Origin of the sequence: Janthinobacterium sp. 78, from assembly GCF_003096775.1 — a bacterium.
Classification (GTDB): Bacteria; Pseudomonadota; Gammaproteobacteria; order Burkholderiales; family Burkholderiaceae_D; genus Janthinobacterium; species Janthinobacterium tructae.
In genome coordinates, this window is sequence record NZ_QENT01000001.1 from 4,167,397 (window position 1) to 4,189,866 (window position 22,470).

General features: G+C 63.2%; 15 protein-coding genes. 5 read left to right on the forward strand and 10 right to left on the reverse strand.

Translation table 11 applies throughout. From position 1 onward, the window contains the following. Window positions 1–66: 66 nt before the first annotated feature. Window positions 67–5,106, forward strand: coding sequence for a diguanylate cyclase (locus C8C92_RS18285; protein ID WP_116744872.1), 5,040 nt, complete (start codon window positions 67–69; stop codon window positions 5,104–5,106). A gap of 27 nt (window positions 5,107–5,133) precedes the next feature. Here the strand turns inward: C8C92_RS18285 and C8C92_RS18290 are convergent, their stop codons facing one another. From C8C92_RS18290 to C8C92_RS18300, 3 genes are all read right to left on the reverse strand, one after another. Continuing rightward, on the reverse strand, window positions 5,134–6,633 hold the full coding sequence (locus C8C92_RS18290; protein WP_243420271.1) for a nucleobase:cation symporter-2 family protein: 1,500 nt from the start codon (window positions 6,631–6,633) through the stop codon (window positions 5,134–5,136). 276 nt (window positions 6,634–6,909) lie between these two features. Further along, window positions 6,910–7,338, reverse strand: coding sequence for a hypothetical protein (locus C8C92_RS18295; RefSeq protein WP_071076698.1), 429 nt, complete (start codon window positions 7,336–7,338; stop codon window positions 6,910–6,912). A gap of 82 nt (window positions 7,339–7,420) precedes the next feature. Continuing rightward, window positions 7,421–7,831, reverse strand: coding sequence for a hypothetical protein (locus C8C92_RS18300; protein WP_133250795.1), 411 nt, complete (start codon window positions 7,829–7,831; stop codon window positions 7,421–7,423). Between the two features lie 149 nt (window positions 7,832–7,980). Here C8C92_RS18300 and C8C92_RS18305 point away from each other — a divergent pair, with 149 nt between their 5' ends. Next, a complete protein-coding gene (locus tag C8C92_RS18305) occupies window positions 7,981–8,694 on the forward strand; it encodes a S24 family peptidase (RefSeq protein ID WP_116744874.1) in 714 nt (237 codons plus the stop codon). A 44-nt stretch (window positions 8,695–8,738) separates the two neighbouring features. Here the strand turns inward: C8C92_RS18305 and C8C92_RS18310 are convergent, their stop codons facing one another. The 7 genes from C8C92_RS18310 to C8C92_RS18340 form a co-directional block, all read right to left on the reverse strand. Beyond that, window positions 8,739–10,625 carry a propionate--CoA ligase gene (locus C8C92_RS18310; RefSeq protein WP_116744875.1) on the reverse strand — a complete coding sequence of 629 codons (1,887 nt, stop codon included), beginning with the start codon at window positions 10,623–10,625 and terminating at the stop codon, window positions 8,739–8,741. 102 nt (window positions 10,626–10,727) lie between these two features. After that, window positions 10,728–11,918: a 2-methylaconitate cis-trans isomerase PrpF gene (gene prpF / locus C8C92_RS18315; protein ID WP_116744876.1), complete on the reverse strand. Its 1,191-nt coding sequence runs from the start codon at window positions 11,916–11,918 to the stop codon at window positions 10,728–10,730. 114 nt (window positions 11,919–12,032) lie between these two features. Next, window positions 12,033–14,627: a Fe/S-dependent 2-methylisocitrate dehydratase AcnD gene (gene acnD, locus C8C92_RS18320; protein ID WP_116744877.1), complete on the reverse strand. Its 2,595-nt coding sequence runs from the start codon at window positions 14,625–14,627 to the stop codon at window positions 12,033–12,035. Between the two features lie 23 nt (window positions 14,628–14,650). Then, a complete protein-coding gene (gene prpC, locus C8C92_RS18325) occupies window positions 14,651–15,805 on the reverse strand; it encodes a 2-methylcitrate synthase (protein WP_071076692.1) in 1,155 nt (384 codons plus the stop codon). A gap of 75 nt (window positions 15,806–15,880) precedes the next feature. Continuing rightward, window positions 15,881–16,768 carry a methylisocitrate lyase gene (gene prpB / locus C8C92_RS18330; RefSeq protein WP_071076691.1) on the reverse strand — a complete coding sequence of 296 codons (888 nt, stop codon included), beginning with the start codon at window positions 16,766–16,768 and terminating at the stop codon, window positions 15,881–15,883. A gap of 330 nt (window positions 16,769–17,098) precedes the next feature. Then, a complete protein-coding gene (locus C8C92_RS18335; RefSeq protein ID WP_096236077.1) occupies window positions 17,099–17,347 on the reverse strand; it encodes a hypothetical protein in 249 nt (82 codons plus the stop codon). Between the two features lie 123 nt (window positions 17,348–17,470). Further along, window positions 17,471–17,707: a hypothetical protein gene (locus C8C92_RS18340; RefSeq protein ID WP_099763306.1), complete on the reverse strand. Its 237-nt coding sequence runs from the start codon at window positions 17,705–17,707 to the stop codon at window positions 17,471–17,473. A 165-nt stretch (window positions 17,708–17,872) separates the two neighbouring features. Between C8C92_RS18340 and C8C92_RS18345 the strand changes: the two genes are divergently transcribed. The 3 genes from C8C92_RS18345 (at window position 17,873) to C8C92_RS18355 (ending at window position 22,469) form a co-directional block, all read left to right on the forward strand. After that, window positions 17,873–18,730, forward strand: coding sequence for an MBL fold metallo-hydrolase (locus tag C8C92_RS18345; RefSeq protein ID WP_116744878.1), 858 nt, complete (start codon window positions 17,873–17,875; stop codon window positions 18,728–18,730). Window positions 18,731–18,874: 144 nt separating this feature from the next. Beyond that, window positions 18,875–21,010 carry a DUF3274 domain-containing protein gene (locus C8C92_RS18350; RefSeq protein ID WP_116744879.1) on the forward strand — a complete coding sequence of 712 codons (2,136 nt, stop codon included), beginning with the start codon at window positions 18,875–18,877 and terminating at the stop codon, window positions 21,008–21,010. Between the two features lie 130 nt (window positions 21,011–21,140). Then, complete coding sequence (locus tag C8C92_RS18355; protein WP_116744880.1) at window positions 21,141–22,469, forward strand: hypothetical protein; 1,329 nt, start codon at window positions 21,141–21,143, stop codon at window positions 22,467–22,469. Window position 22,470 lies beyond the last annotated feature (1 nt).

Genomic DNA, 22,470 nt, shown 5'->3' on the forward strand with positions numbered 1-22,470 from the left:
CAAGTAACACCACGAAATGTGCGCCTCAAGGCTCCCGCAACCGTCTGTGTAACGCTAGCCCAGCCCATGCGCTCCCTTTTCGACCACGAGATCATCAAACAGTTGCACAGCGGTGGCCGCTCGCGGGTGTATCGCGCCAGGGCTGTCGATGGCACTGCGCTGATCGTCAAGAAGCCCAATCAGCAGTTCCCTTCCTTTCAGCAACTGGCGCAATTCAAGCGCGAGTATGCGATCGCGCGCCGCTGCCGCCATCCTGGCGTAGTCCATCCGCTGGCGCTGCAGTTACACGGCGGGTGCTGGACGATGCTGCAGGAAGACAGCGGTGGCCTGGCGCTCGACCAAGTGTTGCGCACGCAGCTGGCGGCGCGCAGGACGCCGGCGCAGCCTGCGTTGGCGCTGGAGGATTTTTTCGACATCGCGCTGCAACTGTGCGCGGCGCTGGAAGCGGTCCATCGTCATGGCGTGATCCACAAGGACATCAATCCCTCCAATCTGGTGTGGAACGCCGACCGGCGTCTGCTGCAGCTGACCGATTTCGGCATCGCCTGTGAACTGCCGTACGAAAGCCATGGCATCGTCAATCTCCAGGCCCTGGAAGGCACCTTGCGTTACATGGCGCCGGAACAGACGGGGCGCATGAATCGGCGGGTCGACTGGCGCGCCGATTTCTATGCGCTCGGCGCCACCTTCTACGAACTGCTGGCCGGCCAGGCGCCGTTCGAGGCGGGCGACGCGATGGAACTCGTGCATTGCCACATTGCCCGCAGTCCCGACTGGTCGCACCCGGCGCTCGCCAACTTGCCGGGCCAGCTGCTGCCGATCATCCAGCGCCTGCTGGAAAAAAATGCCGATCAGCGCTATCAGAGCTTGCAAGGCCTGCGCAGCGACCTCGAAGCATGCCGCGCGGACAAGCCGGCGCAGGCGCTCAAGCTGTCCGACCACAATGGCCGCTTCCTTGTGCCGCAGACGCTGCATGGGCGCGAGGATGCCATCGCCGTGCTGCTGGCGGCGTTTGAACGCAGTGCCGCGGGGCGCTGCGAGATGCTGCTGCTGGCCGGCCATTCAGGCATCGGCAAGTCGGCGGTCGTCAACGAAGTGCAGAAACCGATCGTCGCCCGGCGCGGCTGTTTCCTGTCCGGCAAGTTTGACCAGCTCCAGCGTGACGTCCCGTATGCCTCGCTGATCCAGGCCTTCCAGGGGCTGGTGCGCCAGTTGCTGGGCCAGCCCGAAGCAACGCTGCGGCAGTGGTCCGGCAAACTGCACGGCGCCCTGGGCGATGGCATCGGCGTGCTGGTCGAACTGATTCCCCAACTGGCGTTGATCGTCGGCCCCACCGACGCGGTGCCCGCGTCGGCGCCGGCTCAGGCCCAGCTGCGCCTGGACCGCCTGTTCCCTCGCTTCGTCGAAGTCTTCGCCTGCGCCGGGCATCCGCTGGTGCTGTTCCTGGACGACCTGCAATGGGCCGATGCGGCCACGCTGCGGATGATCGAGCTGCTCATGCTCTCCTGCGACACATGCTGCCTGCTGTTCATCGGCGCGTACCGCGACAACGAAGTGAGCGCCGCGCACCCCCTCATCGCGCTGCGCGACAAGCTGCTCGCACGCGAGGTGCGCCTGTCCACGCTGTTTTTGCGCCCCCTGAGCGAAGCGCAAGTTGCGCAAATGGTCGCCGCTACCGTGCGCGTGGCGGCACCTGACTGCGCGCCACTGACCCGCATTTGCTACACCAAGACGGCCGGCAATCCATTTTTCCTCAACCAGTTCCTCGCTACGCTCAATGAGACGGGCCACCTGCGCTACCGGGCCGAAGACGATTGCTGGGACTGGGACCTGCGCGCGATACAACAGGTCAAATATACCGACAACGTGGTCGAGGTGCTGCTGGAGAAAATCCACCGCCTGCCCACGGCAACGCAGCACCTGCTGCAACTGGCCGCCTCCAGCGGCAACCGCTTCACGCTCGATACGCTTGCGCTGGCAGTGGACCGCTCGCCCCGGCACACGCAGCAAGCCTTGTGGCCGGCGCTGCATGCAGGACTGGTCCAGCCGCTCGACGAACGCTATAAATACGTCAATGACGACACCCGCGCCGGCCACAGCGGCGTGCATTACCGCTTCCTGCACGACCGGGTGCAGCAGGCAGCCTACCTGGTCGCCGATGCCGCTACCCGCGCGGCCAACCATCTTCGCATCGGCCGCCTGCTGCTGCATGCCACGCCGGGGCAGCAGGACGAGACACTGTTCGAGATCGTCGAACAGCTCAACGCCGGCCGTGCGCTGCTCGACGATGCGAACGAGCGCGTGCAGCTGGCGGCGCTCAATTTGCAGGCTGGCATCAAGGCACGACGCTCGGCCGCGTTCCAGGCCACGCTGGAGCACATGCGCATTGGTCTGGGCCTGCTGCCGGCAGAGGCGTGGAGCGTCCACGCCGACCTCTGGCACGACCTGCAGCTGGGCGCGGCCGAAGCGGCGTACCTGTGCGGGCAGTTCGATGCCGCCGAGGCGATCTATCCGCTGGTGCGCGCCCGCAGCCTGCACCCGCTGCTGCAGGTACGCTGCATTGCCATCCAGGCGCACCAGTATCAATTGCAGGGCCGCCTGCTCGACGCCATCGCCGTGCTGCGCGAAGGCCTGGCGCTGCTGCATATCGACATTCCACACGACGTGGCGCAGATGAAGGCGCGCTTCGACGACATCCTCGCCGATATCGGGCGGCTGCCTGGCACGCAGGCGCCCGCCACCTTGCTGGCGGCCGGCGACATGTGCGCGCCGGACGCGGTAGCCGCGATGCAGATGATGCAGGGCCTGTGGATGGCCAGCTATTACGCCGGCCAGCAGGATCTCAGCGCGCTGATGGTGGTGTCGATGACGCGGCTGTCCATGCAACGGGGGAACAGCGATTTCAGCGCCGTCGCCTATGTCGGCTACGCGCTGATGCTGGCGCTGTACGACGGCGACGTGGCGCGCGGCTACGACTTCGGCGCGATGGCGATGGCGCTGGCCAGGCGGCGTGCCAATCTGCAGACGCGCACACTCACGGGCCTGATGTTCGGTGCGCTCATCAGCCACTGGACGCAGCCGCTGCGCAGCTCCGACGCCCTGTACGAAGAAGCCTTTGGCTGGGCGCTGGAAATCGCCGATTTCGTGCAGGTCGGCGTGGTGGCGGCCGTGCGCGCCACCGAACGGATGATCCTCGGCGACTATCTGCCGCACCTGCTGCACGACATCGAGCATGACCTGGCGCTGATGCGCGCCAACGGCCAGCAGGCGATGGCCGATTGCTGCGCCGCCGCCGCGGTCCAGCCGATCAAATGCCTGATGGGCCGCCTGCCCCGGCACGACAGCTACGATGATGCGACGTTCAGCGAGGCGCGCTTCCTCGAACAGTATGGCGATTCGCAGCTGTACCGCGCCTACTATTTGCAAGGCAAGATCCGCAACGCCTACCTGTTCGACGGCGCCGACGCCGAGCTGCTGGCCGGCCAGCTCGGCATCGTCACCCAGATCATGCGCGGCCAGGCCAAGGTTGCCGAGTCGAGCTTCTACGCCGCGCTGATATGGCTGCGTGCCTTGCGGCGCGACCCGGCGCGACCCGATGCAGGCGCTTTGCTGAGCGTGATCGATGCACTGCAGGCGAGCCTCACCGCGTGGGCCAGGCAAGGCTCGGACAATAGCGCTGCCAAACATCTGCTGGTGATGGCCGAGATGGCACGCTACCGGGACGACCTGCAGCTGGCCACGCGCCACTACCGGCAGGCGATCGACGCCGCCGGCCTGGCAGGCTACGTCAACGTGCAAGCGCTGGGCAATGAGCTGTGCGGCGAATACTGGTCCGAGCAGGGCCACGCGCGCGTGGCCGGCGTCTTCATCCAGGACGCCATCGCGCACTACGGCCAGTGGGGCGCAGAGGGCAAGGTGACGCAACTGCGGGCGCGCCACGCCGCGCTGCTGTCACGGATGGATGGCCGCGCCACGCTGTCGCAGGTGGGCCCCCACTCGCACGGCAGTTCCGCGCTCGACCTGGTGTCGCTGCTGAAGGCGGCACAGATCCTGTCGAACGAAGTCGGCCTGCGCAATGTGCTGACACGCCTCATTTCCATCGTGTGCGAAAACGCCGGTGCGCAGGTAGCGCGCCTGCTGCTGCTGTCCGAAGGCAGCTACCAGCTGGAGGCCAATATCGATGGCGACGGCATCACCGTCCTGCAAGCGCGGCGACTCGACCTGAACGCCGCCAGCGACCCGCAGTTCCCGCTGTCGCTGCTGCGCTACGTGATCCGCACTGGCGCCGAGGTCATCGAAGACAGCATCACGGGCGTGTCGCGCTTTGCCGCCGACCCGTACGTGCAGTTGCGGCGGCCGCGTGCCGTCATGTGCCTGCCTATCCGGCACGGCGGCCAGATCGACGGCATCCTGTACTTCGAGAACCGGCTTGCGGAAGCCTCGTTCACGCAGGAGCGCGTCGCCTTCCTGCGCATGCTCGGTGTACAGGCGATGATTTCGATCTCCAGCGCCAGGCTGCATGACAGCCTGGAGCGGCGCGTTGCCGAACGCACGGAACAGCTGGAAGACGCCAACCGCAAACTGGCAACCCTGTCCATCACCGACGGCCTGACGGGCCTGTCGAACCGGCGCCATTTCGACGACGTGCTGCGCGCCGAATGTGCGCGCGCCGCGCGCGTCAGCCAGCCGCTGGCCGTCATCATGCTCGATGTCGACTACTTCAAGCGCTTCAACGACCGTCACGGCCACCAGGCCGGCGACGCATGCCTGATCCGGGTCGCGCAGGCGCTGGCGGCCGGCATGCGGCGCGCGGGCGACCTGACGGCGCGCTACGGCGGCGAAGAGTTTTCGATCGTGCTGCCGAACACGGGAGCAGACGAGGCGCGCCAGATCGGCGAAGCGCTGCGGCGCGCCATCGAAGAGCTGGCCATCCCCCATGCGAGTGCGGATGCGGCACAGGTGACGATCAGCGTCGGCATCGCGGTCCAGTCGCCACCGGGCGCCGCCGATCCCGACGCCCTGTTGCGCCTGGCCGACGCCGCGCTGTACCACGCCAAGGATGCGGGGCGCAATTGCGTGGTGCTGAGGATGCTGCCGTCCGGCTGATCCGCATTCATGCTACAGGGCGGCGCCTCAATCGCTGCCGTGACTATTTTCGCGCGCCTGCTGCCTCGCTTTTTCGCTTGAAGCCAGGCCGTTGAAGAACAGATTGAGCAGCACGGCAACGATGGCGGCCAGCAGGATACCGCTGTGCAGCAACGGCGACAGGGCCTTCGGCATGTGCTGCGCATATTGCTCTGCCACCAGCGGCAACATGCCAAAGCCGATCGACAAGGCCACGATGAACAGGTTGTTGCGGTTGCTCTTGTAGTCGACGCCGGCCAGGATGCGGATGCCGGTGGCGGCCACCATGCCGAACATCACCAGCCCTGCCCCGCCCAGCACGAACGCCGGCACGGACTCGGCCGTTTGCGCGATCTTCGGGATCACGCCCATGACGAGCAGGATGAGGCCGGCCGCCACGCAGACCCAGCGGCTGCGCACGCCCGTCACCCCCACCAGGCCCACGTTTTGCGAGAACGAGGTGTAAGGGAAGGTATTGAAGATGCCGCCGATCAGGGTGCCCAGGCCATCGACGCGCAAGCCGCGGCTGATGTCGTCCTGCGTGATGCGCTTGTCCGTCATGTCGCCCAGCGCCAGAAACATGCCCAGCGACTCGATCATGACGACGATCATCACCAGGCTCATGGTCACGATGGCGACCACGTCGAAGGTCGGCATGCCGAACTGGAACGGCGTGACGATGGCAAAGGCCTTGGCGCCGGCCACCTTGGCAAAATCGGCCTTGCCCAGCGCAAACGACAGGGCCGTGCCGGCGATGATGCCGATCAATACCGCGATATTCGACAGGAAGCCGCGGCCATACTTAGCTACCAGCAAGATGACGGCCAGCACGAAAAAGGCGATGCCCATGTTATCCAGCGCGCCGTAGCCGGGATTGGCAATCAGCGGCACGGGGCCAAGCGGCGCAGGCAAGCCGGCCGCCGTGGCGGCAGCGGCCATCTTGAGGAAGGCGGGATCGGCAATTTGCGCCATGGCGGGCGGCCCGCCCATGGCCCAGTTCACGCCCACGCGCATCAGCGACACGCCGATCACGGCGATGATGCTGCCGGTGACCACGGGCGGAAACAGGGCCAGCAGGCGGCTGATGAAGGGCGCGATCAGCATGGAAACCACGCCGGCGCCGATCACGGCGCCAAAGATGCCGGTGATGCCCAGGGCCGGGTTGTTCGCCATGGCCAGCATGGGACTGACGGCGGCAAAGGTCACGCCCATCATCACGGGCAGGCGGATGCCGAAGTACTTGCCGATGCCCAAGGACTGGATCAGGGTCACCAGACCGCAGCAGAACAGGTCGGCACTGATCAGTGCCGCCACCTGCTCGGGCGGCAGCTTGAGGGCGCGCCCGACGATCAGCGGCACGGCGATGGCACCCGCATACATCACGAGCACATGTTGCAAGCCCAGGGTGAACAGCTTGCCGGCTGGCAGGATTTCATCGACGGGCGATGGCGCGGCAGGCGTGCTGCCCGGAGCGCTGCGGTGGATGGATTTCAAGCGGTGAGAGGCCATTTACGCTCCATTTCCTGGGTTACCGCGGCCCGGATGGGCGCAAGTGAAAGGGAAAAGCAAGAGAGAAACGGGACGACAGGAACACACTGGCGGTGGATGAGGCATGCGAAGCTCCTTGAATGGGATGACCAAGGTATGCCATGCACGCTTCGTGCCAGGTGAAATTGTATACAGTTTGTGGCGACAAACCAGCATGAGGCGCATGCTGCCCTCGCCCTTCGCACCGATTTCAGGCGCGCCGCCATGAGCATGCACTAAAAGGGGACGCCAGCGCCGTCAGCGCCGCGTTCGCACCTCCTTGACGGCAGCGGCCGCATCGGCCGCCAGTTCACCGATATCCTTGTCGCGGCGCCGGTCGAACCAGCGCACGCTGGCACTCACCAGCCACCACGCCGGCAAACCGACGAGCGCCATCAGCGGTGCGGCAATGAACAGGAAGCCCGTGGCCGGATCACAGCCATACAGCGCCGCCACCGTTTGCGCGCTGTCAAACAAGCCGGGCCACCACGCCAGCACCGCCGACACCAGGACGGGGCCGGCAAACGTGGCAATGATGATGCTGGAGCAAATACGGATGAGCGCCTCCTTGCAGTTGCGTGGCCACATGACCATGAAGCTGAGCAAGGTGGCAAAGAAGGCGGCCAGCAAGGGGACGCCCAGCAGCTTGATCCAGGCAGCCCCTGCGGCGGTGATATCGATATGCATGATGTGCTTTCAGTTGCGGCAAAAAAAAGCTGCGCTTGGCAGCTTGCTTGCTGTCATTCATTTGAGAAGGCGGCTTGCTGCCCTACCCTTGCGCCGGTCCGAACAGGGCCGCCACCAGCGGATCGCGGCGCGCCGCACCGCGTGACCAACTGGCCGTGCGGCGCACCTGCGGCGGCAGTTCGGCCCAGCCGTCGACCTCCTCGTCCGGCTCGCCCAGCGCGTACAGGGCGGGCCGCTGGCGACCCGGCTCCGTGCAATGGCGCTGCGCCAGGTGAATCTGTCCGATGCCGCACATGTGGCGCAAATAGCGGCTCATGGTGCCCGCATCGAGTCCCAGCAAGGCGGACAATTGCGCCGCGCTGGCCTGGCCCTGCTCGCGTATGTACTGCGCGATGCGGGCGATATGCAGCTGCGACCTCTTGCTGCGTCCCTGTAACTGGCGCCCCTGGCGCGGCGCCACCCTGCTTTCCACCAACTGACTGCTGTTCAACATCTGCCTGACCTCCCGTGGTGTCGCCCATCGGCAGACGCTGTAGTGCGTTTGCGACAGGCAACGAGTGGACTTTATCAATCGCTAATGTTAAAGTCAAGCATTTGGTAATTTATCAAACGGTAAATTTCGGGTTTAATGTGGAGATGAATATGTATCAATACAGACGCGACCGCCTGCTGGCACTGATCCGCGAGCACTACGACAACACGCGCAAGAAAATTTCCGATGTCAGCGGCTGGAGCGAGGCGCGCATCTCGCAAATCCTCTCGCCCACCTACCGCGAGGGACGCGCCTTCAGCGAAAAAATCGCGCGCAAGCTGGAAGCTGACCTGCAGCTGGACAGCATGTACTTCGACCAGGGTGCGGCGCCCGACCAGGCAGAGCTGGCGGCACGCGCGCTCGGTGAGGTACAGCCGGTGGTGGTGCTCGATGGCGAAGATGCGCGCTTCTACCCGATCCGCAAGGTCAAATTGCGCCTGTCGGCAGGTATCACGGGCTTTGCCATCGAACCGGAAACGCACGACGGCAGCAGCATCAGCGTGCCGCGCAGCTGGGTCGAGCGCAATGGCTACCACCCTGAAAAACTGGTGGCGATCAAGGTCAAGGGCGAGAGCATGGAGCCGGCCCTGTACGAGGACGACGTGGTGATCATCAATACGGCCGACAAGCGGCCGGCCGATGGCATTGTGTTTGCCATCAATTACGAAGGCGAACCGGTGGTCAAGCGCATGGCGCGCGATATCGGAGAATGGTGGCTGACCTCGGACAACCCGGACCAGCGCAAATACCACCGCAAGCTGTGCCGCGGCAATGAATGCCTGATCGTCGGCAGGGTCGTGCGCAAGGAAAGCGACCGGATTTGAGAATAAAATTTATCGTTTGATAAACTCTATTCTCATCATGGCATTTACACCAATGCTGCCTGAATCTGCTGCAGCGATGCCGGATCGTCCATCGACGTCAGGTCGCCCGGGCTGCGCCCTTCGCAGATGGCCTGGATCGAGCGGCGCAGCAGCTTGCCCGAACGCGTCTTCGGCAGCTGTGCCACGAACAGCACGCGCGCGGGCCGCGCCACGGCGCCCAGCTGGCGGTCTACCACAGCCATCACTTCGCGTTCCAGTGCCGCTTTCGCTTCAACGCTGTCGAAACCCTGCGGGTTTTTCAGGATCACGAAAGCCATCGCCACCTGGCCTTTGAGCTTGTCTTCCACGCCTACCACCGCCACTTCCGACACGTTCGGATGGCTGGTGATGCTTTCCTCGATTTCGCGCGTGCCCAGTCGGTGGCCGGCCACGTTGATCACGTCATCGGTGCGGCCCAGAATAAAATAATAGCCGTCCGCATCGCGCACGCCCCAGTCGAAGGTGGAATACACTTGCCGGCCGCTGAAGGTGGACCAGTAGGTCTCGACGAAACGCTCGTCGTCGCCATACACCGTCTGCATGCAGCCGGGCGGCAGCGGGCCTTCCAGCACCAGCACGCCCTTCTCGTTGGCGCCGCACTCCTCACCCGTCGCTTCGTTGAGCAGCTTGACCTGGTAGCCGTACATGGCCATGCCCGGGCTGCCCAGGCGCGTCGGCGTATCGGCCACGCCTTTTGCCACCGAGAGGATCGGCCAGCCCGTCTCCGTCTGCCAGTAGTTGTCGATGATGTCTACTTTGAGTTCATCGGCGATCCATTGCGAGGTGGTTTCATCGAGCGGCTCGCCCGCCAGGTACAGCGCCTTCAGGGAAGACAGGTCGTACTTGCGCATCAGTTCCACCGGATGCTTGCGCAGCACGCGGATGGCCGTCGGCGCCGAAAACATGCGCGTGACCTTGTATTTTTCGACGATGCTCCACCAGATGCCCGCATCGGGACAGATCGGCAAACCCTCGTACAGGATGGTGGCCATGCCGGCGATCAGCGGGCCATACACGATGTAGGAATGGCCCACCACCCAGCCGATATCCGAGGTGGCAAAGAAGGTTTCGCCGGGCTTGCCGCAGAAGTTGTACTGCATCGACGACGCCAGCGCCACCGCATAGCCGCCCACGTCGCGCTGCACGCCCTTCGGTTTACCCGTCGTGCCCGAGGTGTACAGCACGTACGACGGCTCGTTCGATTCGAGCCAGGTGACGGGCACCTGCGCGTCCAGGTGCTGCTCGCGCAGGGTCGCGTAATCGACGTCGCGGCCCGGCGTCAGTTGCATCGGCACCAGGTGGCGGTCGACCAGCAGCACCTGCTGCGGCTTGTGCGCGGCGATGCGGATGGCTTCGTCGAGCAGCGGCTTGTAGGCGATCGCCTTGCCATTGCGCGAACCGGCATCGGCGGAGAACACCAGTTTTGGCCGCGCATCGTCGATGCGGCTGGCCAGGCTGTTGGCGGCAAAACCACCGAACACCACGGAATGCACGGCGCCGATGCGCGCGCACGCCAGCATGGCGAAGGCCGCCTCGGCGATCATCGGCATGTAGATCAGGACGCGGTCGCCCTTGACCACGCCCAGCGACTGCAAAATAGCGGCGCAGCGTTCCACTTCGCGCTGCAGTTCGCGGAAGCTGTAAGTGCGCTCGGTATTCGTTTCGGTGGAGATGGCAATCAGCGCGGCGGCATCGCCCTGGCTGTCAACCCAGCGGTCGACGGCGTTGTGGCACAAATTGGTGGTGCCACCGACGAACCATTTGGCGAACGGCGGGCGGGAATAATCAAGCACTTGCGAAAATGGGCTATGCCAATCGATCTTTTCCGCTTCCTCGCGCCAAAAAACGTCTGGCGTGTCGATCGAGCGTTGATAAAATGCTGCGAAATTCATGTCTCCTCCGGTAGGCGTGCAATCTGTGTCGGGCCGGGGCCAACTGGCCTGGCCGCCGCATTATGTGTACGATCTGTGTAGCATCTGCCTGCGTATTTCTGCCTAAAACGCGTCGCCTGGAATGCGCACGACACCTTCCATCAGCACGCGTGCGCTGCGGCTCATGATGGCTTTGGTGACGCTCCATGCGCCATCGACCAGCGTCGCTTCCGCGCCCACCATCAGGGTGCCGGACGGGTGGCCGAAGCGCACGCTGGTTTTTTCGCCGCCGCCCGCCGCCAGGTTCACCAGGGTGCCGGGAATGGCCGCCGCCGTGCCGATGGCGACAGCGGCCGTGCCCATCATGGCGTGGTGCAGCTTGCCCATCGACATGGCGCGCACCAGCAGGTCGATCTCGCCCGCTGCCACCTGTTTTCCGCTGGACGAGACATAGCTGGCCGGCTTGGCGACAAAGGCCACTTTCGGCGTGTGCTGGCGCTTCGCCGCTTCATCCAGGTGGGAAATCAAACCCATGCGCAGGGCGCCATGCGCGCGGATGGTCTCGAAACGGGCCAGTGCGGCCGGATCGCCATTGATGGCGTCCTGCAGTTCCGTGCCCGTGTAGCCGATGGCCTGCGCATCGACAAAAATCGTCGGGATGCCGGCGTTGATCATCGTGACTTTCAAGATACCGATGCCGGGCACGTCGAGGTCATCGACCAGGTTGCCGGTAGGGAACATAGCGCCACCGCCGCCCTCTTCCTCGGCGGCCGGATCGAGGAATTCCAGTTTCACTTCGGCGGCCGGGAAGGTCACGCCATCGAGCTCGAAGTCGCCCGTTTCCTGCACCTCGCCATGCGTCACGGGGACGTGGGCGATGATGGTCTTGCCGATATTGGCTTGCCAGATGCGCACCGTGGCGACACCATTTTCGGGCACGCGCGCAGCGTCCACCAGGCCGCTGGCAATGGCGAACGAGCCGACTGCCGCCGACAGGTTGCCGCAATTGCCGCTCCAGTCGACGAACGGCTTGTCGATGGAGACCTGGCCGAACAGATAATCGACATCGTGCTCCGGCTTCGTACTTTTCGCCAGGATCACCGTCTTGCTGGTGCTCGAGGTGGCGCCGCCCATGCCGTCGATCTGCTTGCCGTACGGGTCGGGACTGCCGATCACGCGCAGCAGCAGCGCATCGCGCGCCGCACCGGGCACTTGCGCGCTGGCGGGCAAATCCTGCAGGCGGAAGAACACGCCCTTGCTGGTGCCGCCGCGCATGTAGGTGGCGGGGATTTTGATTTGGGGTACGTGGGTCATTGAAATTCCTGCGTTGAATGGCTGATTAAACCCAACGGCGAAATGCCGGGGTCGGACCCTGAGGGTCCGACCCCAGACCTTGCGTTTGGGGTGAATTGCGCGATCACATCGCCATTACGCTGCCTTGGACGACTCGAGGAAATCCTGCGCGAAGCGTTGCAGAACGCCGCCCGCCTCGTAGATCGACACCTCTTCCGCCGTGTCGAGACGGCAGGTGACGGGCACTTCGAGCGTTTCGCCGTTCTTGCGGTGAACGAGCAGGGTCAACGTGGAGCGCGGCGTGCGCTCGCCCACGACGTCGTAGGTTTCGCTGCCATCAAGGCCCAAGGTCTTGCGGTTCACGCCAGGCAGGAACTCCAGCGGCAAGACGCCCATGCCCACCAGGTTGGTGCGGTGGATGCGTTCAAAACCTTCGGCCACGATGGCTTCCACGCCAGCCAGGCGCACGCCCTTGGCGGCCCAGTCGCGCGAGGAACCCTGGCCGTAGTCGGCGCCGGCGATGATGATCAATGGCTGCTTGCGCTCCATGTACACCTCGATGGCTTCCCACATGCGCGAAATCGTGCCTTCCGGCTCGATGCGCGTGAGCGAACCGGCTTTGACCTTGCCATCCTCGATGACCATCTCGTTCTTCAGGGTCGGATTGGCAAACGTGGCGCGCTGCGCCGTCAGATGGTCGCCCCGGTGCGTGGCGTAGGAATTGAAGTCTTCTTCGGGCAAACCCATCTTCGCCAGATACTCGCCAGCCGCGCTATCGAGCATGATGGCGTTCGATGGCGACAAATGGTCGGTGGTGATGTTGTCGCCCAGGACGGCCAGCGGACGCATGCCTTTCAATGGGCGTGCGCCAGCCAGCGCGCCTTCCCAGTATGGCGGACGGCGGATGTACGTCGTCTGCGGACGCCAGTCGTACAGGGGGCTGACCTTGATGCCGTCGTCCACCTGCGCGGCAAACATCGGGATGTACACCTTGCGGAACTGCTCCGGCTTGACGCTGGAAGCGACGATGGCGTCGATTTCCTCGTCGGATGGCCAGATATCCTTCAACTGGATAGCCTTGCCGTCCGGGGCGATGCCCAGCACGTCCTTTTCGATGTCGAAGCGGATGGTGCCGGCGATCGCGTAGGCCACCACCAGCGGCGGCGAGGCGAGGAAAGCCTGTTTCGCGTACGGGTGGATGCGGCCGTCGAAGTTGCGGTTGCCCGACAAAACGGCCGTGGCGTACAGATCGCGCGATACCACTTCTTCCTGGATGACAGGATCGAGCGCGCCCGACATGCCGTTGCACGAGGTGCAGGCAAACGCCACGACGCCGAAGCCCAATGTTTCGAGCTCGGTCATCAGGCCCGCTTCCTGCAGGTACAGTTCCACCGTTTTCGAGCCTGGCGCCAGCGACGATTTGACCCATGGTTTGCGGGTCAGGCCCAGGCGGTTCGCATTGCGCGCGATCAGGCCGGCGGCGATCATGTTGCGCGGATTGTTCGTGTTGGTGCAGCTGGTAATGGCCGCGATGATGACGGCGCCGTCCGGCATCTTGCCCGGCTCGTTTTCCACCACGCCTGATATGCCGCGTGCGGCCAGTTCCGACGTCGGCACGCGGTTGTGCGGATTCGACGGCCCGGCGATATTGCGCACCACGGACGACAGATCAAAAGTCAGCACACGCTCATACTGCGCGTCGACCAGGCTGTCGGCCCACAGGCCAGTCTCTTTGGCGTACAGCTCCACCAGCTTCACCAGCTCGTCGTCGCGGCCCGTCAGTTTCAAATACTTGATGGTTTGCGCATCGATGTAGAACATGGCGGCCGTGGCGCCGAATTCCGGCGCCATGTTGGAAATCGTGGCGCGGTCGCCCAGGGTCAGGTGCGAAGCGCCCTCGCCGTAGAATTCCAGGTAGGACGAGACGACCTTCTGCTTGCGTAAAAATTCCGTCAGCGCCAGCACGGTATCGGTGGCCGTGATGCCCGGCTGTGGTTTGCCCGTCAGCTTGACGCCGATGATGTCGGGCAAACGCATCCACGAAGCGCGGCCCAGCATCACGCTTTCCGCTTCCAGGCCACCCACGCCGATGGCGATCACGCCCAGCGCGTCGACCATGGGCGTGTGCGAATCGGTACCCACCAGGGTATCGGGATAGGCCACGCCATTTTGCACCTGGATCACCGGCGACATGCGCTCCAGATTGATCTGGTGCAGGATGCCGTTGCCTGGCGGGATCACGTCGACGTTCTTGAACGCCTTCTTGGTCCAGTCGATGAAATCGAAGCGGTCTTCGTTGCGGCGGTCTTCGATGGCGCGGTTCTTGGCGAAGGCGTCGGGGTCAAAACCACCGCATTCGACGGCCAGCGAGTGGTCGACCACCAGCTGTGTCGGCACGACGGGGTTGACCAGGGCCGGGTCGCCGCCCTGGGCCGCGATGGCGTCGCGCAAGCCGGCCAGGTCGACCAGGGCCGTCTGGCCCAGGATGTCATGGCAGACGACGCGCGCAGGGAACCACGGGAAATCGAGGTCGCGGCGGCGTTCGATGAACTGGCTCAGCGACGCGTTCAGGGTGGCAGGGTCGCAGCGGCGCACAAGGTTTTCGGCCAGTACGCGCGAGGTATACGGCAAGGTGGCGTAGGCGCCTGGCTGGATCGCATCGACGGCAGCGCGCGTGTCGAAGTAGTCTAGCTGGGTGCCCGGCAAGGGCTTGCGGTGCAAGGTGTTCATCGGGGTAGTCAATGCAGTGCTCATTATTTGCGGTCCTTGATCGGCACGAATTCCAGGTCTTCCGGGCCCACGTAGTTGGCGCTCGGGCGGATGATCTTGTTGTCGATGCGCTGCTCGATGATGTGGGCGGCCCAGCCCGAAGTGCGCGAAATGACGAACAACGGCGTAAACATCGCCGTCGGCACGCCCATCATGTGGTACGACACGGCCGAGAACCAGTCCAGGTTCGGGAACATGTTCTTGATTTCCCACATGACCGATTCCAGGCGCTCGGCGATGTCGAACATTTTCGTGGAACCGGCTTCCTGCGACAGCGAACGGGCCACTTCCTTGATGACTTTATTGCGCGGGTCCGAAATCGTGTAGACGGGGTGGCCGAAGCCGATCACCACTTCCTTGTTGGCGACGCGCTCGCGGATGTCCGCTTCGGCTTCATCGGCGTTGTCGTAGCGTTTCTGGATGTCCAGCGCCACTTCGTTCGCGCCGCCGTGTTTCGGGCCGCGCAGCGCGCCGATGGCGCCCGTGATGGCCGAATGGATGTCGGAACCCGTGCCGGCGATGACGCGGCTGGTGAAGGTCGAGGCATTGAATTCGTGTTCCGCGTACAGGATCAAGGACGTGTGCATGGCTTTTTCCCACGACGCCGACGGCTTTTCGCCGTGCAGCAGGTGCAGGAAGTGGCCGCCGATCGAGTCGTCGTCCGTTTCCACTTCGATGCGCTTGCCGTTATGGCTGTAGTGGTACCAGTACAGCAGCATGGAGCCGAACGACGCCATCAGGCGGTCGGCGATGTCGCGCGCGCCAGGCGCGTTATGGTCGTCTTTTTCCGGCAGGGTGCAGCCCAGCACGGACACGCCCGTGCGCATCACGTCCATCGGGTGGGCGGCGGCCGGCAGCGCTTCCAAGGCCGACTTGACCGCCGACGGCAAGCCGCGCAAGGACTTCAGCTTGGCTTTGTAGCCTTTCAATTCGGCGGCGGTCGGCAGCTTGCCGTGCACCAGCAGGTAGGCGATTTCCTCGAACTCGCAGCTGTCGGCCACGTCCAGGATGTCATAGCCGCGGTAGTGCAAATCGTTGCCGGTCTTGCCGACCGAGCACAGCGCCGTGTTGCCGGCAGTAACGCCAGACAGCGCGACGGATTTTTTAGGCTTGAAAGTAGCGACTTGCGGTGCGGTCATAGTGTTCTCCAGAAGATGATTGTCGGTCCAGTGCGGCGGGCCTGGGCCTCCCAAGGCCCGCTCTTGTATAGGTGCTTACTTCTTTTGCGCGGCGAACAGCGCATCGAGCTTTTGCTCGAAGTCGTGGTAGTTGATCGATTCATACAGCTCCATGCGCGTCTGCATGGTGTCGACGACGTTCTTTTGCGTGCCGTCGCGGCGCAGGGCGCGGTAGACGTTGTCGGCCGCCTTGTTCATGGCGCGGAAGGCCGACAGCGGGTACAGGGCCAGGCCCACATGGGCGCTGCGCAATTCGTCCAGCGTGAACAGCGGCGTGGAACCGAATTCCGTGATGTTGGCCAGGATAGGCACGTTGACGGCCTTGGCGAACGTGGCATACATCTCCAGGTCCGTGATGGCTTCCGGGAAGATCATGTCGGCGCCCGCTTCGACGCAGGCGACGGCGCGTTCCAGTGCCGCTTCCAGGCCATCGACGGCCAGCGCATCGGTGCGCGCCATGATGACGAAGTTCGGGTCCGTGCGCGCATCGACGGCTGCCTTGATGCGGTCGACCATTTCTTCCTTGCTGACGATTTCCTTGCCCGGACGGTGACCGCAGCGCTTGGCGCCCACCTGGTCTTCGATATGCAGGCCGGCTGCGCCGAACTTGATCATCGATTTCACGGTGCGCGCCACGTTGAAGGCCGACGAACCGAAGCCCGTGTCGGCATCGACCAGCAGCGGCAGGTCGCACACGTCGGTGATGCGGCGGATATCGGTCAGCACGTCATCCAGGCTGGAAATGCCCAGGTCGGGCAAGCCCAGCGAGCCGGCCGCGACACCGCCGCCGGACAAATAAATGGCTTTGTAACCGGCGCGCTTGGCCAGCAAGGCGTGGTTGGCGTTGATGGCGCCGACGACTTGCAACGGGGATTCTTCCTGGACGGCCTTGCGGAATGCGGCACCTGCGGAGTATTGAGTCATGTGTTCACCTTATGGGTTTCGGATGGTCCCGAATGTTTCACGGAGTGGCTATGAGCATCAGTATTGCAAATGCCGTGCCAGGGCCGCGCATCCACCCGGAAAGGACGCCAGTACGCGGTGCCATACGGGGGAAACGGCCAGGTATCGGCGTGGCGTGCAGTGTCACGCAAGGGAACAAGCATGTCACGATGCATGTCAATGATGTTTCAAATATGTTTCAATCATTCCATTTGAAACATTGAAACATGAAACAGACCAGACTGCCACCGGGCGCGCACATAAAAAAACAGCCGGCGGGCGCCGGCTGCAGGTTTGCTGAAAATTCAGGAGCTAAGCCAGCCGCACCAGCGGATTGGCGATGATGTTGTCGATCTGGCGCACGGCTTCTTCGCAGGCGGCGGCAATGGCACCGTCCTCGTCGTCGCGCACGAACTGCATGGTCGAGCCTTCGAATACTTCCAGGCCTTCCGCAGTGGCGCGTTCGATGTCGCAGCTGGCAGACCATTTGCCATCGGTGGTGGGCACGGCCAGGGGAACGATTTCCCAGCCTTTATAGTGAATTTTAGAACTGTTTTCCATGGGGTGCCTCCTTGTGACTGACTCAATAGTGGAAATCGTAGCATGAAGCGGGACCGCTAGCGACGTGTTTCAGGCGCCGGCGCACGGTCAGGCTGACTTTCGGGCTAAACGATTTACGCTGGCTCAAGGACGCAGCAGATTATCCACTTCCGTCCTGGCCACTTCTATCCCGGCCGTGCAAGCCGTCTCGGGCGCCGCATAGCCGCCCAGGGTGCGGCTGCGCGTAATCGCTTGCGCCGCGCTCTCGCCCTCGCGCTGCAGGCGGTAGGTAAAATCCCATAAATCGTCGTTGTCCTTTTGCGGGGTCACCGAAATCGTAAAACCGCGGTACTGTTCGCTGCGTGCAGTAATATCGTTCATGAATTTCTCCTTGTGGGATGAGGTTACCACGCTGCAAGCGCCAGGGTGCGCACGACTGCCGCGCACTCCTTATCTGTTTTTCGCATGCCAAAGGTCAATTCTCAGCATTTTTTTAGCGCACTCTGGCGATATAATGCCCTTCCCTGTCCGTACTTTGCCGCCGCGATGACCCCACAAATCCAAGCTTTCTTCGATCCCGCCACCGCCACCGTCACGTATGTTGTGTACGAGGCCGATGGCCAGGACTGCGCCATCATCGATTCCGTGCTCGACTACGACCCGAAAGCGGGCCGCACCTCGACCACCTCGGCCGACAAGGTGATCGCCTTCGTGCGCGAACACGGCTTGCAGTGCCGCTGGCTGCTGGAAACCCACGCGCACGCCGACCACCTCTCCGCCGCGCCCTACCTGCAGCAGCAGCTGGGCGGCGATGTGGCCATCGGCGCCGCCATCCAGACAGTGCAGCAGGCGTTCGCAGCCGTCTACCACCAGGACGGCGCCAGGGCCGACGGCTCGCAGTTCGACCAGCTGTTCGCGCCCGACCAGGTGTTTCATATTGGCAAGCTGGAAGTGCGCGCGCTGCACGTGCCCGGCCATACGCCGGCCGACCTGGCTTACCAGATCGGCGACGCCGTCTTCGTCGGCGACACCCTGTTCATGCCGGACGTGGGTTCGGCCCGCTGCGACTTTCCAGGCGGCTCCGCGTCCCTGCTGTACCGCTCCGTGCAGCGCCTGCTGGCGCTGCCGCCGCAAACGCGGCTGTTCATGTGTCACGACTATCCACCGAACGGCCGCGCGCCGCGCTGGGAAGTGACGGTGGCGGAACAGCGCGCCAGCAACATCCACTTGCGCGACGGCATCACGGAAGCACAATTCGTGGCCATGCGCACGGGCCGCGACGCCACGCTGGACATGCCGACATTGATCCTGCCCGCCATCCAGGTCAACATCAACGCGGGCAAGCTGCCCGAGCCGGAAGACAACGGCGTGCGCTACCTCAAAATACCGCTGAACGCGATCTGATTGCCTCGGGCACTCCCCGCCCCTCGCACCTCCTTTCTTGACACCACGCAAGTTTCACCCCGGGCAATCCGCATACAGTGCAGATTGCCTGGGCTTGCTTGGGCGCAGCTGTTTTCCCTTCCCCATTCTGGATGGAGCGCCCGCATGTCGCCCGACCCTACGCTCGACAATAATTGCATCCTGCTCGCCGAAGCCGAAGGCACGACCTTGTTCAGCCATGCGCTGCTCAAGGCCGTCACGCGCCTGCCGCGTCCCGGCATCGTCATCTTTGTGCACGGCGTCAATTCCGACGGTGAATGGTATGAGCAGGCGGAACAAGGCCTGTGCGAAGGCCTGAATGCCCGCCTGAAACGCCGCGATGAGGACCTGGCAATTCCCGGCCCGGCCGCCGGGCAGATGCAGGCTGCCACTTACACACGCGAATTGACGGATGACGGCTTCCTCAATCCCAAGCGCAATGCCACCACCTTCCTGCAAGCGGACGATGCCAATTCGCCCGTGATCCGCTTCCGCTGGGGCTACAAGGCCAACGGCGATGAATTGCAGGCATTCGGCGACGGCATCTATCTCAACGAAAAGAATTACTGGGGCGGCGGGCCGTTCGCCAACGGCTGCAGCGCCCTGCCCGATCTGTGGGGCCAGGGTTTGTCGGAAGAACTGTTCCTGTGGATGCATATCCAGCACATGAACCCGACGAATGACCGGCAAGTGTATGCCTGCCCGCCGCGCCCGTATTTCGTGTTCGCCGCGTGGCGCCTGGCGCGTCTCGTACAGTCGATCAGGGCGTGCCAGTACGACGCACCCGTCACCATCGTCTGCCATAGCCAGGGCAATATGGTGGCCATGGCGGCCGCCTTTCTCGGCGAAACGCTGGGCGCGTCCGCCGTGGCCGACTGTTACGTACTGTGCAACCCGCCCTACAGCCTGCTCGATAGCAATTTCACGGAAAACTGGGTCAGCGGCAACTTGAAGGATGGGCATGGCAATACGGGCCGGCAAAAGTATGAAGCCCGCACGCAAACCTTGAAAGCGTTTTTTAACATCCTGCGCACACGCTCGGCCATGCAGCAGGATGCCGCCTTTGTCGACGAGTGCAGCGCCAATCGCAAGCCTGAACGCAAGGACAGCTACACGGCCGCGTTCGACCGCGCAGACTACGGCTTGCATGGCTCTACCTATGGCAGGGTCACCCTGTATTTCAATCCGCACGACCAGGTGATTTCGGCCACCCCCGTGCAAGGCATAGGCTGGCGCGGCATGTCGGCGCAGGAAATTGCCGATACGGGCGGCGAAGGCATCTTCACGCAGCGCGTGTTTGCGCAAAACCACCTTGTCGGCCAGGAAAATGAAAAGGACTACGATATCTGGCAGCGCCATGGCCAGCCCTTGACGCCGGACAGCCTTGATTTCTGGCACCCGCGTTCACTGGTCGCCGAGTACTCGATCGAAAAGGGCATGCGGGCCAGCAAAGGCATCGGGCGCAAGATACTGACCTTTTTGTTCGCGCCCATCGTCATCATTCTCGCCAAGACTGCCGGCACGCGCATCAACGCCCTGCCACCCAAGTCCTGGCGGCTGCCGATGAAGGCGCCCAAGCTGCCCGAGGTATTCCTGCCGCACTCGAAGCGCTTTGCCGACATCAGCGATCAGTTTGACGAAGGCTGCGATCCCCCTGCCGACTCCCTGCACAAGGACCGCGCCGCCGAAACTGATGGCGCGTATGCGCCCTACCGCTCCCAGGGCAAGGGCGATGCGCAAACCGAGGCGGCGCTGCGCTACGAACAGAATGGCATGCTGCGCATGCAGGCCAGGCGCGACGGCTTGGTCGAAAAAGGCAAGCCTGTGATGGCGGTGGACAAGCCGGAGGAAGCTAGCAAGGAATTCAATGCCTGGCGCAAGAACGAAATTCAGAACTACCTGGCCGCCAACATCGACACCCACGCCACCGATCACTCGACCATCATGACCAATCCCGAGCATGCGCAAAAGGCGCTGGCGTATGACGTGGCGGTGGGGGTGTGCACGATCAGGCAGGAGGCGTTGCGCGAATTAAGGGTCGCGGCGGATTGGCAAATACTAAAAGGACTGGAGAATACCGATAAAAACAAAGAATTTTTCGAGTATTACAACAAGGGGAAATTTAAAGGAGTACCTCTGTTTGAATGGGCAAATGATAAAGATAGTCCCGCCAAAAAGCCAGAAAGCATCGTTGACGAGCGCCAGAATGCCAGGCCTGCCGACCCTTCCACCAACTTTGCGCTGAGGACTGACGGTGCGTAAATTCATTGCCACGCCGCGCCAGCGACTGGCCTGGGCGCTCGCCGCATCTTTCATAGTCATTTGCCTTGCGCTCTGGCTCAACTGGCCAAGCTATGCAGGTCACCAGACTATCCATTCACCTGGAGAACTCATGAAACAGTTCCTTGCGCTGCCCATGCTCGCCGCTTTCTCCCTATTTGCGCTATTGACGGCCTGCGCCGTGCAACCTGTGCAGAAAGAAGACGATCTCCCAAAAAACACGGCCCATGCTCCCTTCCGGGCACAAGTGGTGGGACTGCAGTGGCTCAATCCACTGCAGCGGCTCGACTATCCAACCGAATGGCAACTGCTATGGACGTTGGGGCTGGCCAAACCCAACAAGAATGACGATATGGTCAGGACGGATCCCAGGGGGTTCAGCACCTTGCAGGCCGTCGCCCCCATTGCCCACGATATCAATGGCAAGGAAACGTTCAAGGGTTACCACCATAAGTATTTACAAGAGCTGATGAGCAATTTCCACGATATCTATTTTTCCAGCCCCACTTACTTCTACCACGTCTATCCCAAGGATCAGAAACAGAACTGGCGGGAACTGGCAGGCATACGCGTGGAGTATGCCCTGCCTGGAGGAAAATTTGATCCGGCAGAAGTTCATCAGACAATAAAAGATGAAATTATCAGCAATTTCGACATTGGCAACACCCACTTCCCCACCCTCTGGACCCGCGCCACCCCACCCGACGTGCGCATCACCCTGGGCGGCAACAATGCAGGCTTCATCTCCCTGCAAGCCGCGCTGGCCTACCTGGAAGCGCATCCGAAGGAAACCGTATGGGTCATGAACTGGGATGCGCCGAGCCGGCCGAAAACCATGCAAATCAATGAAAACCTGGTGCTGCTGGTGCTGGCCGGCCCCAATTACAAGACGGAACGGGCGGCGCTGGCGTGGATAGGCTATCCGGCCACGAAAAATGTGGCCGATTTTGAACTGAGCAAGGACCAGCCGCCGCGCGCCGTGCAAGCCTGGCAGGCGCTATTTGCCGACGCGGCGCGCCAGGGCGGCAAGACGGAGACCGACATCGGCTACGTCATCCACGACGCCAGCCAGACCCTGCCCAGCTCCTCCGACCGTCTGGGCCAGCTGGCGCAGGCGCTGACCCTGGAAGTGCCGGGCTTCGACTTCCTGCCGCAGACATTTAATACTCCGGCCCTGCTTGGCGAAATGGGCGCCGGCACGGCGCTGACCAATGTCGCCCTGGCCATCGCCCATGCGAACCACGTCGGCAAGCCGGTGCTGGTGGCGGGTACCAGCGATCCTGCCAGCGTCACGGGCGTGCTGGTCTTTCCGCCGGCCACGGTGCGGCCCATCCATCACGACCAGCCGTGGTTCCGCGCGCGCGGCGAACACCATGCGTATCTGCCGTGGTGGGGCATCCGCCACGACGCGGCGGACGATATGCAGGGCTACTCGCAGTGAG

Excerpts from the sequence above, each read along its gene's own strand:
- C8C92_RS18285 (WP_116744872.1), top strand. The coding sequence starts at position 67 with ATGCGCTCCCTTTTCGACCACGAGATCATCAAACAGTTGCACAGCGGT.
- C8C92_RS18290 (WP_243420271.1), bottom strand. The coding sequence starts at position 6,633 with ATGGCCTCTCACCGCTTGAAATCCATCCACCGCAGCGCTCCGGGCAGC.
- C8C92_RS18295 (WP_071076698.1), bottom strand. The coding sequence starts at position 7,338 with ATGCATATCGATATCACCGCCGCAGGGGCTGCCTGGATCAAGCTGCTG.
- C8C92_RS18300 (WP_133250795.1), bottom strand. The coding sequence starts at position 7,831 with ATGTTGAACAGCAGTCAGTTGGTGGAAAGCAGGGTGGCGCCGCGCCAG.
- C8C92_RS18305 (WP_116744874.1), top strand. The coding sequence starts at position 7,981 with ATGTATCAATACAGACGCGACCGCCTGCTGGCACTGATCCGCGAGCAC.
- C8C92_RS18310 (WP_116744875.1), bottom strand. The coding sequence starts at position 10,625 with ATGAATTTCGCAGCATTTTATCAACGCTCGATCGACACGCCAGACGTT.
- prpF (WP_116744876.1), bottom strand. The coding sequence starts at position 11,918 with ATGACCCACGTACCCCAAATCAAAATCCCCGCCACCTACATGCGCGGC.
- acnD (WP_116744877.1), bottom strand. The coding sequence starts at position 14,627 with ATGAACACCTTGCACCGCAAGCCCTTGCCGGGCACCCAGCTAGACTAC.
- prpC (WP_071076692.1), bottom strand. The coding sequence starts at position 15,805 with ATGACCGCACCGCAAGTCGCTACTTTCAAGCCTAAAAAATCCGTCGCG.
- prpB (WP_071076691.1), bottom strand. The coding sequence starts at position 16,768 with ATGACTCAATACTCCGCAGGTGCCGCATTCCGCAAGGCCGTCCAGGAA.
- C8C92_RS18335 (WP_096236077.1), bottom strand. The coding sequence starts at position 17,347 with ATGGAAAACAGTTCTAAAATTCACTATAAAGGCTGGGAAATCGTTCCC.
- C8C92_RS18340 (WP_099763306.1), bottom strand. The coding sequence starts at position 17,707 with ATGAACGATATTACTGCACGCAGCGAACAGTACCGCGGTTTTACGATT.
- C8C92_RS18345 (WP_116744878.1), top strand. The coding sequence starts at position 17,873 with ATGACCCCACAAATCCAAGCTTTCTTCGATCCCGCCACCGCCACCGTC.
- C8C92_RS18350 (WP_116744879.1), top strand. The coding sequence starts at position 18,875 with ATGTCGCCCGACCCTACGCTCGACAATAATTGCATCCTGCTCGCCGAA.
- C8C92_RS18355 (WP_116744880.1), top strand. The coding sequence starts at position 21,141 with ATGAAACAGTTCCTTGCGCTGCCCATGCTCGCCGCTTTCTCCCTATTT.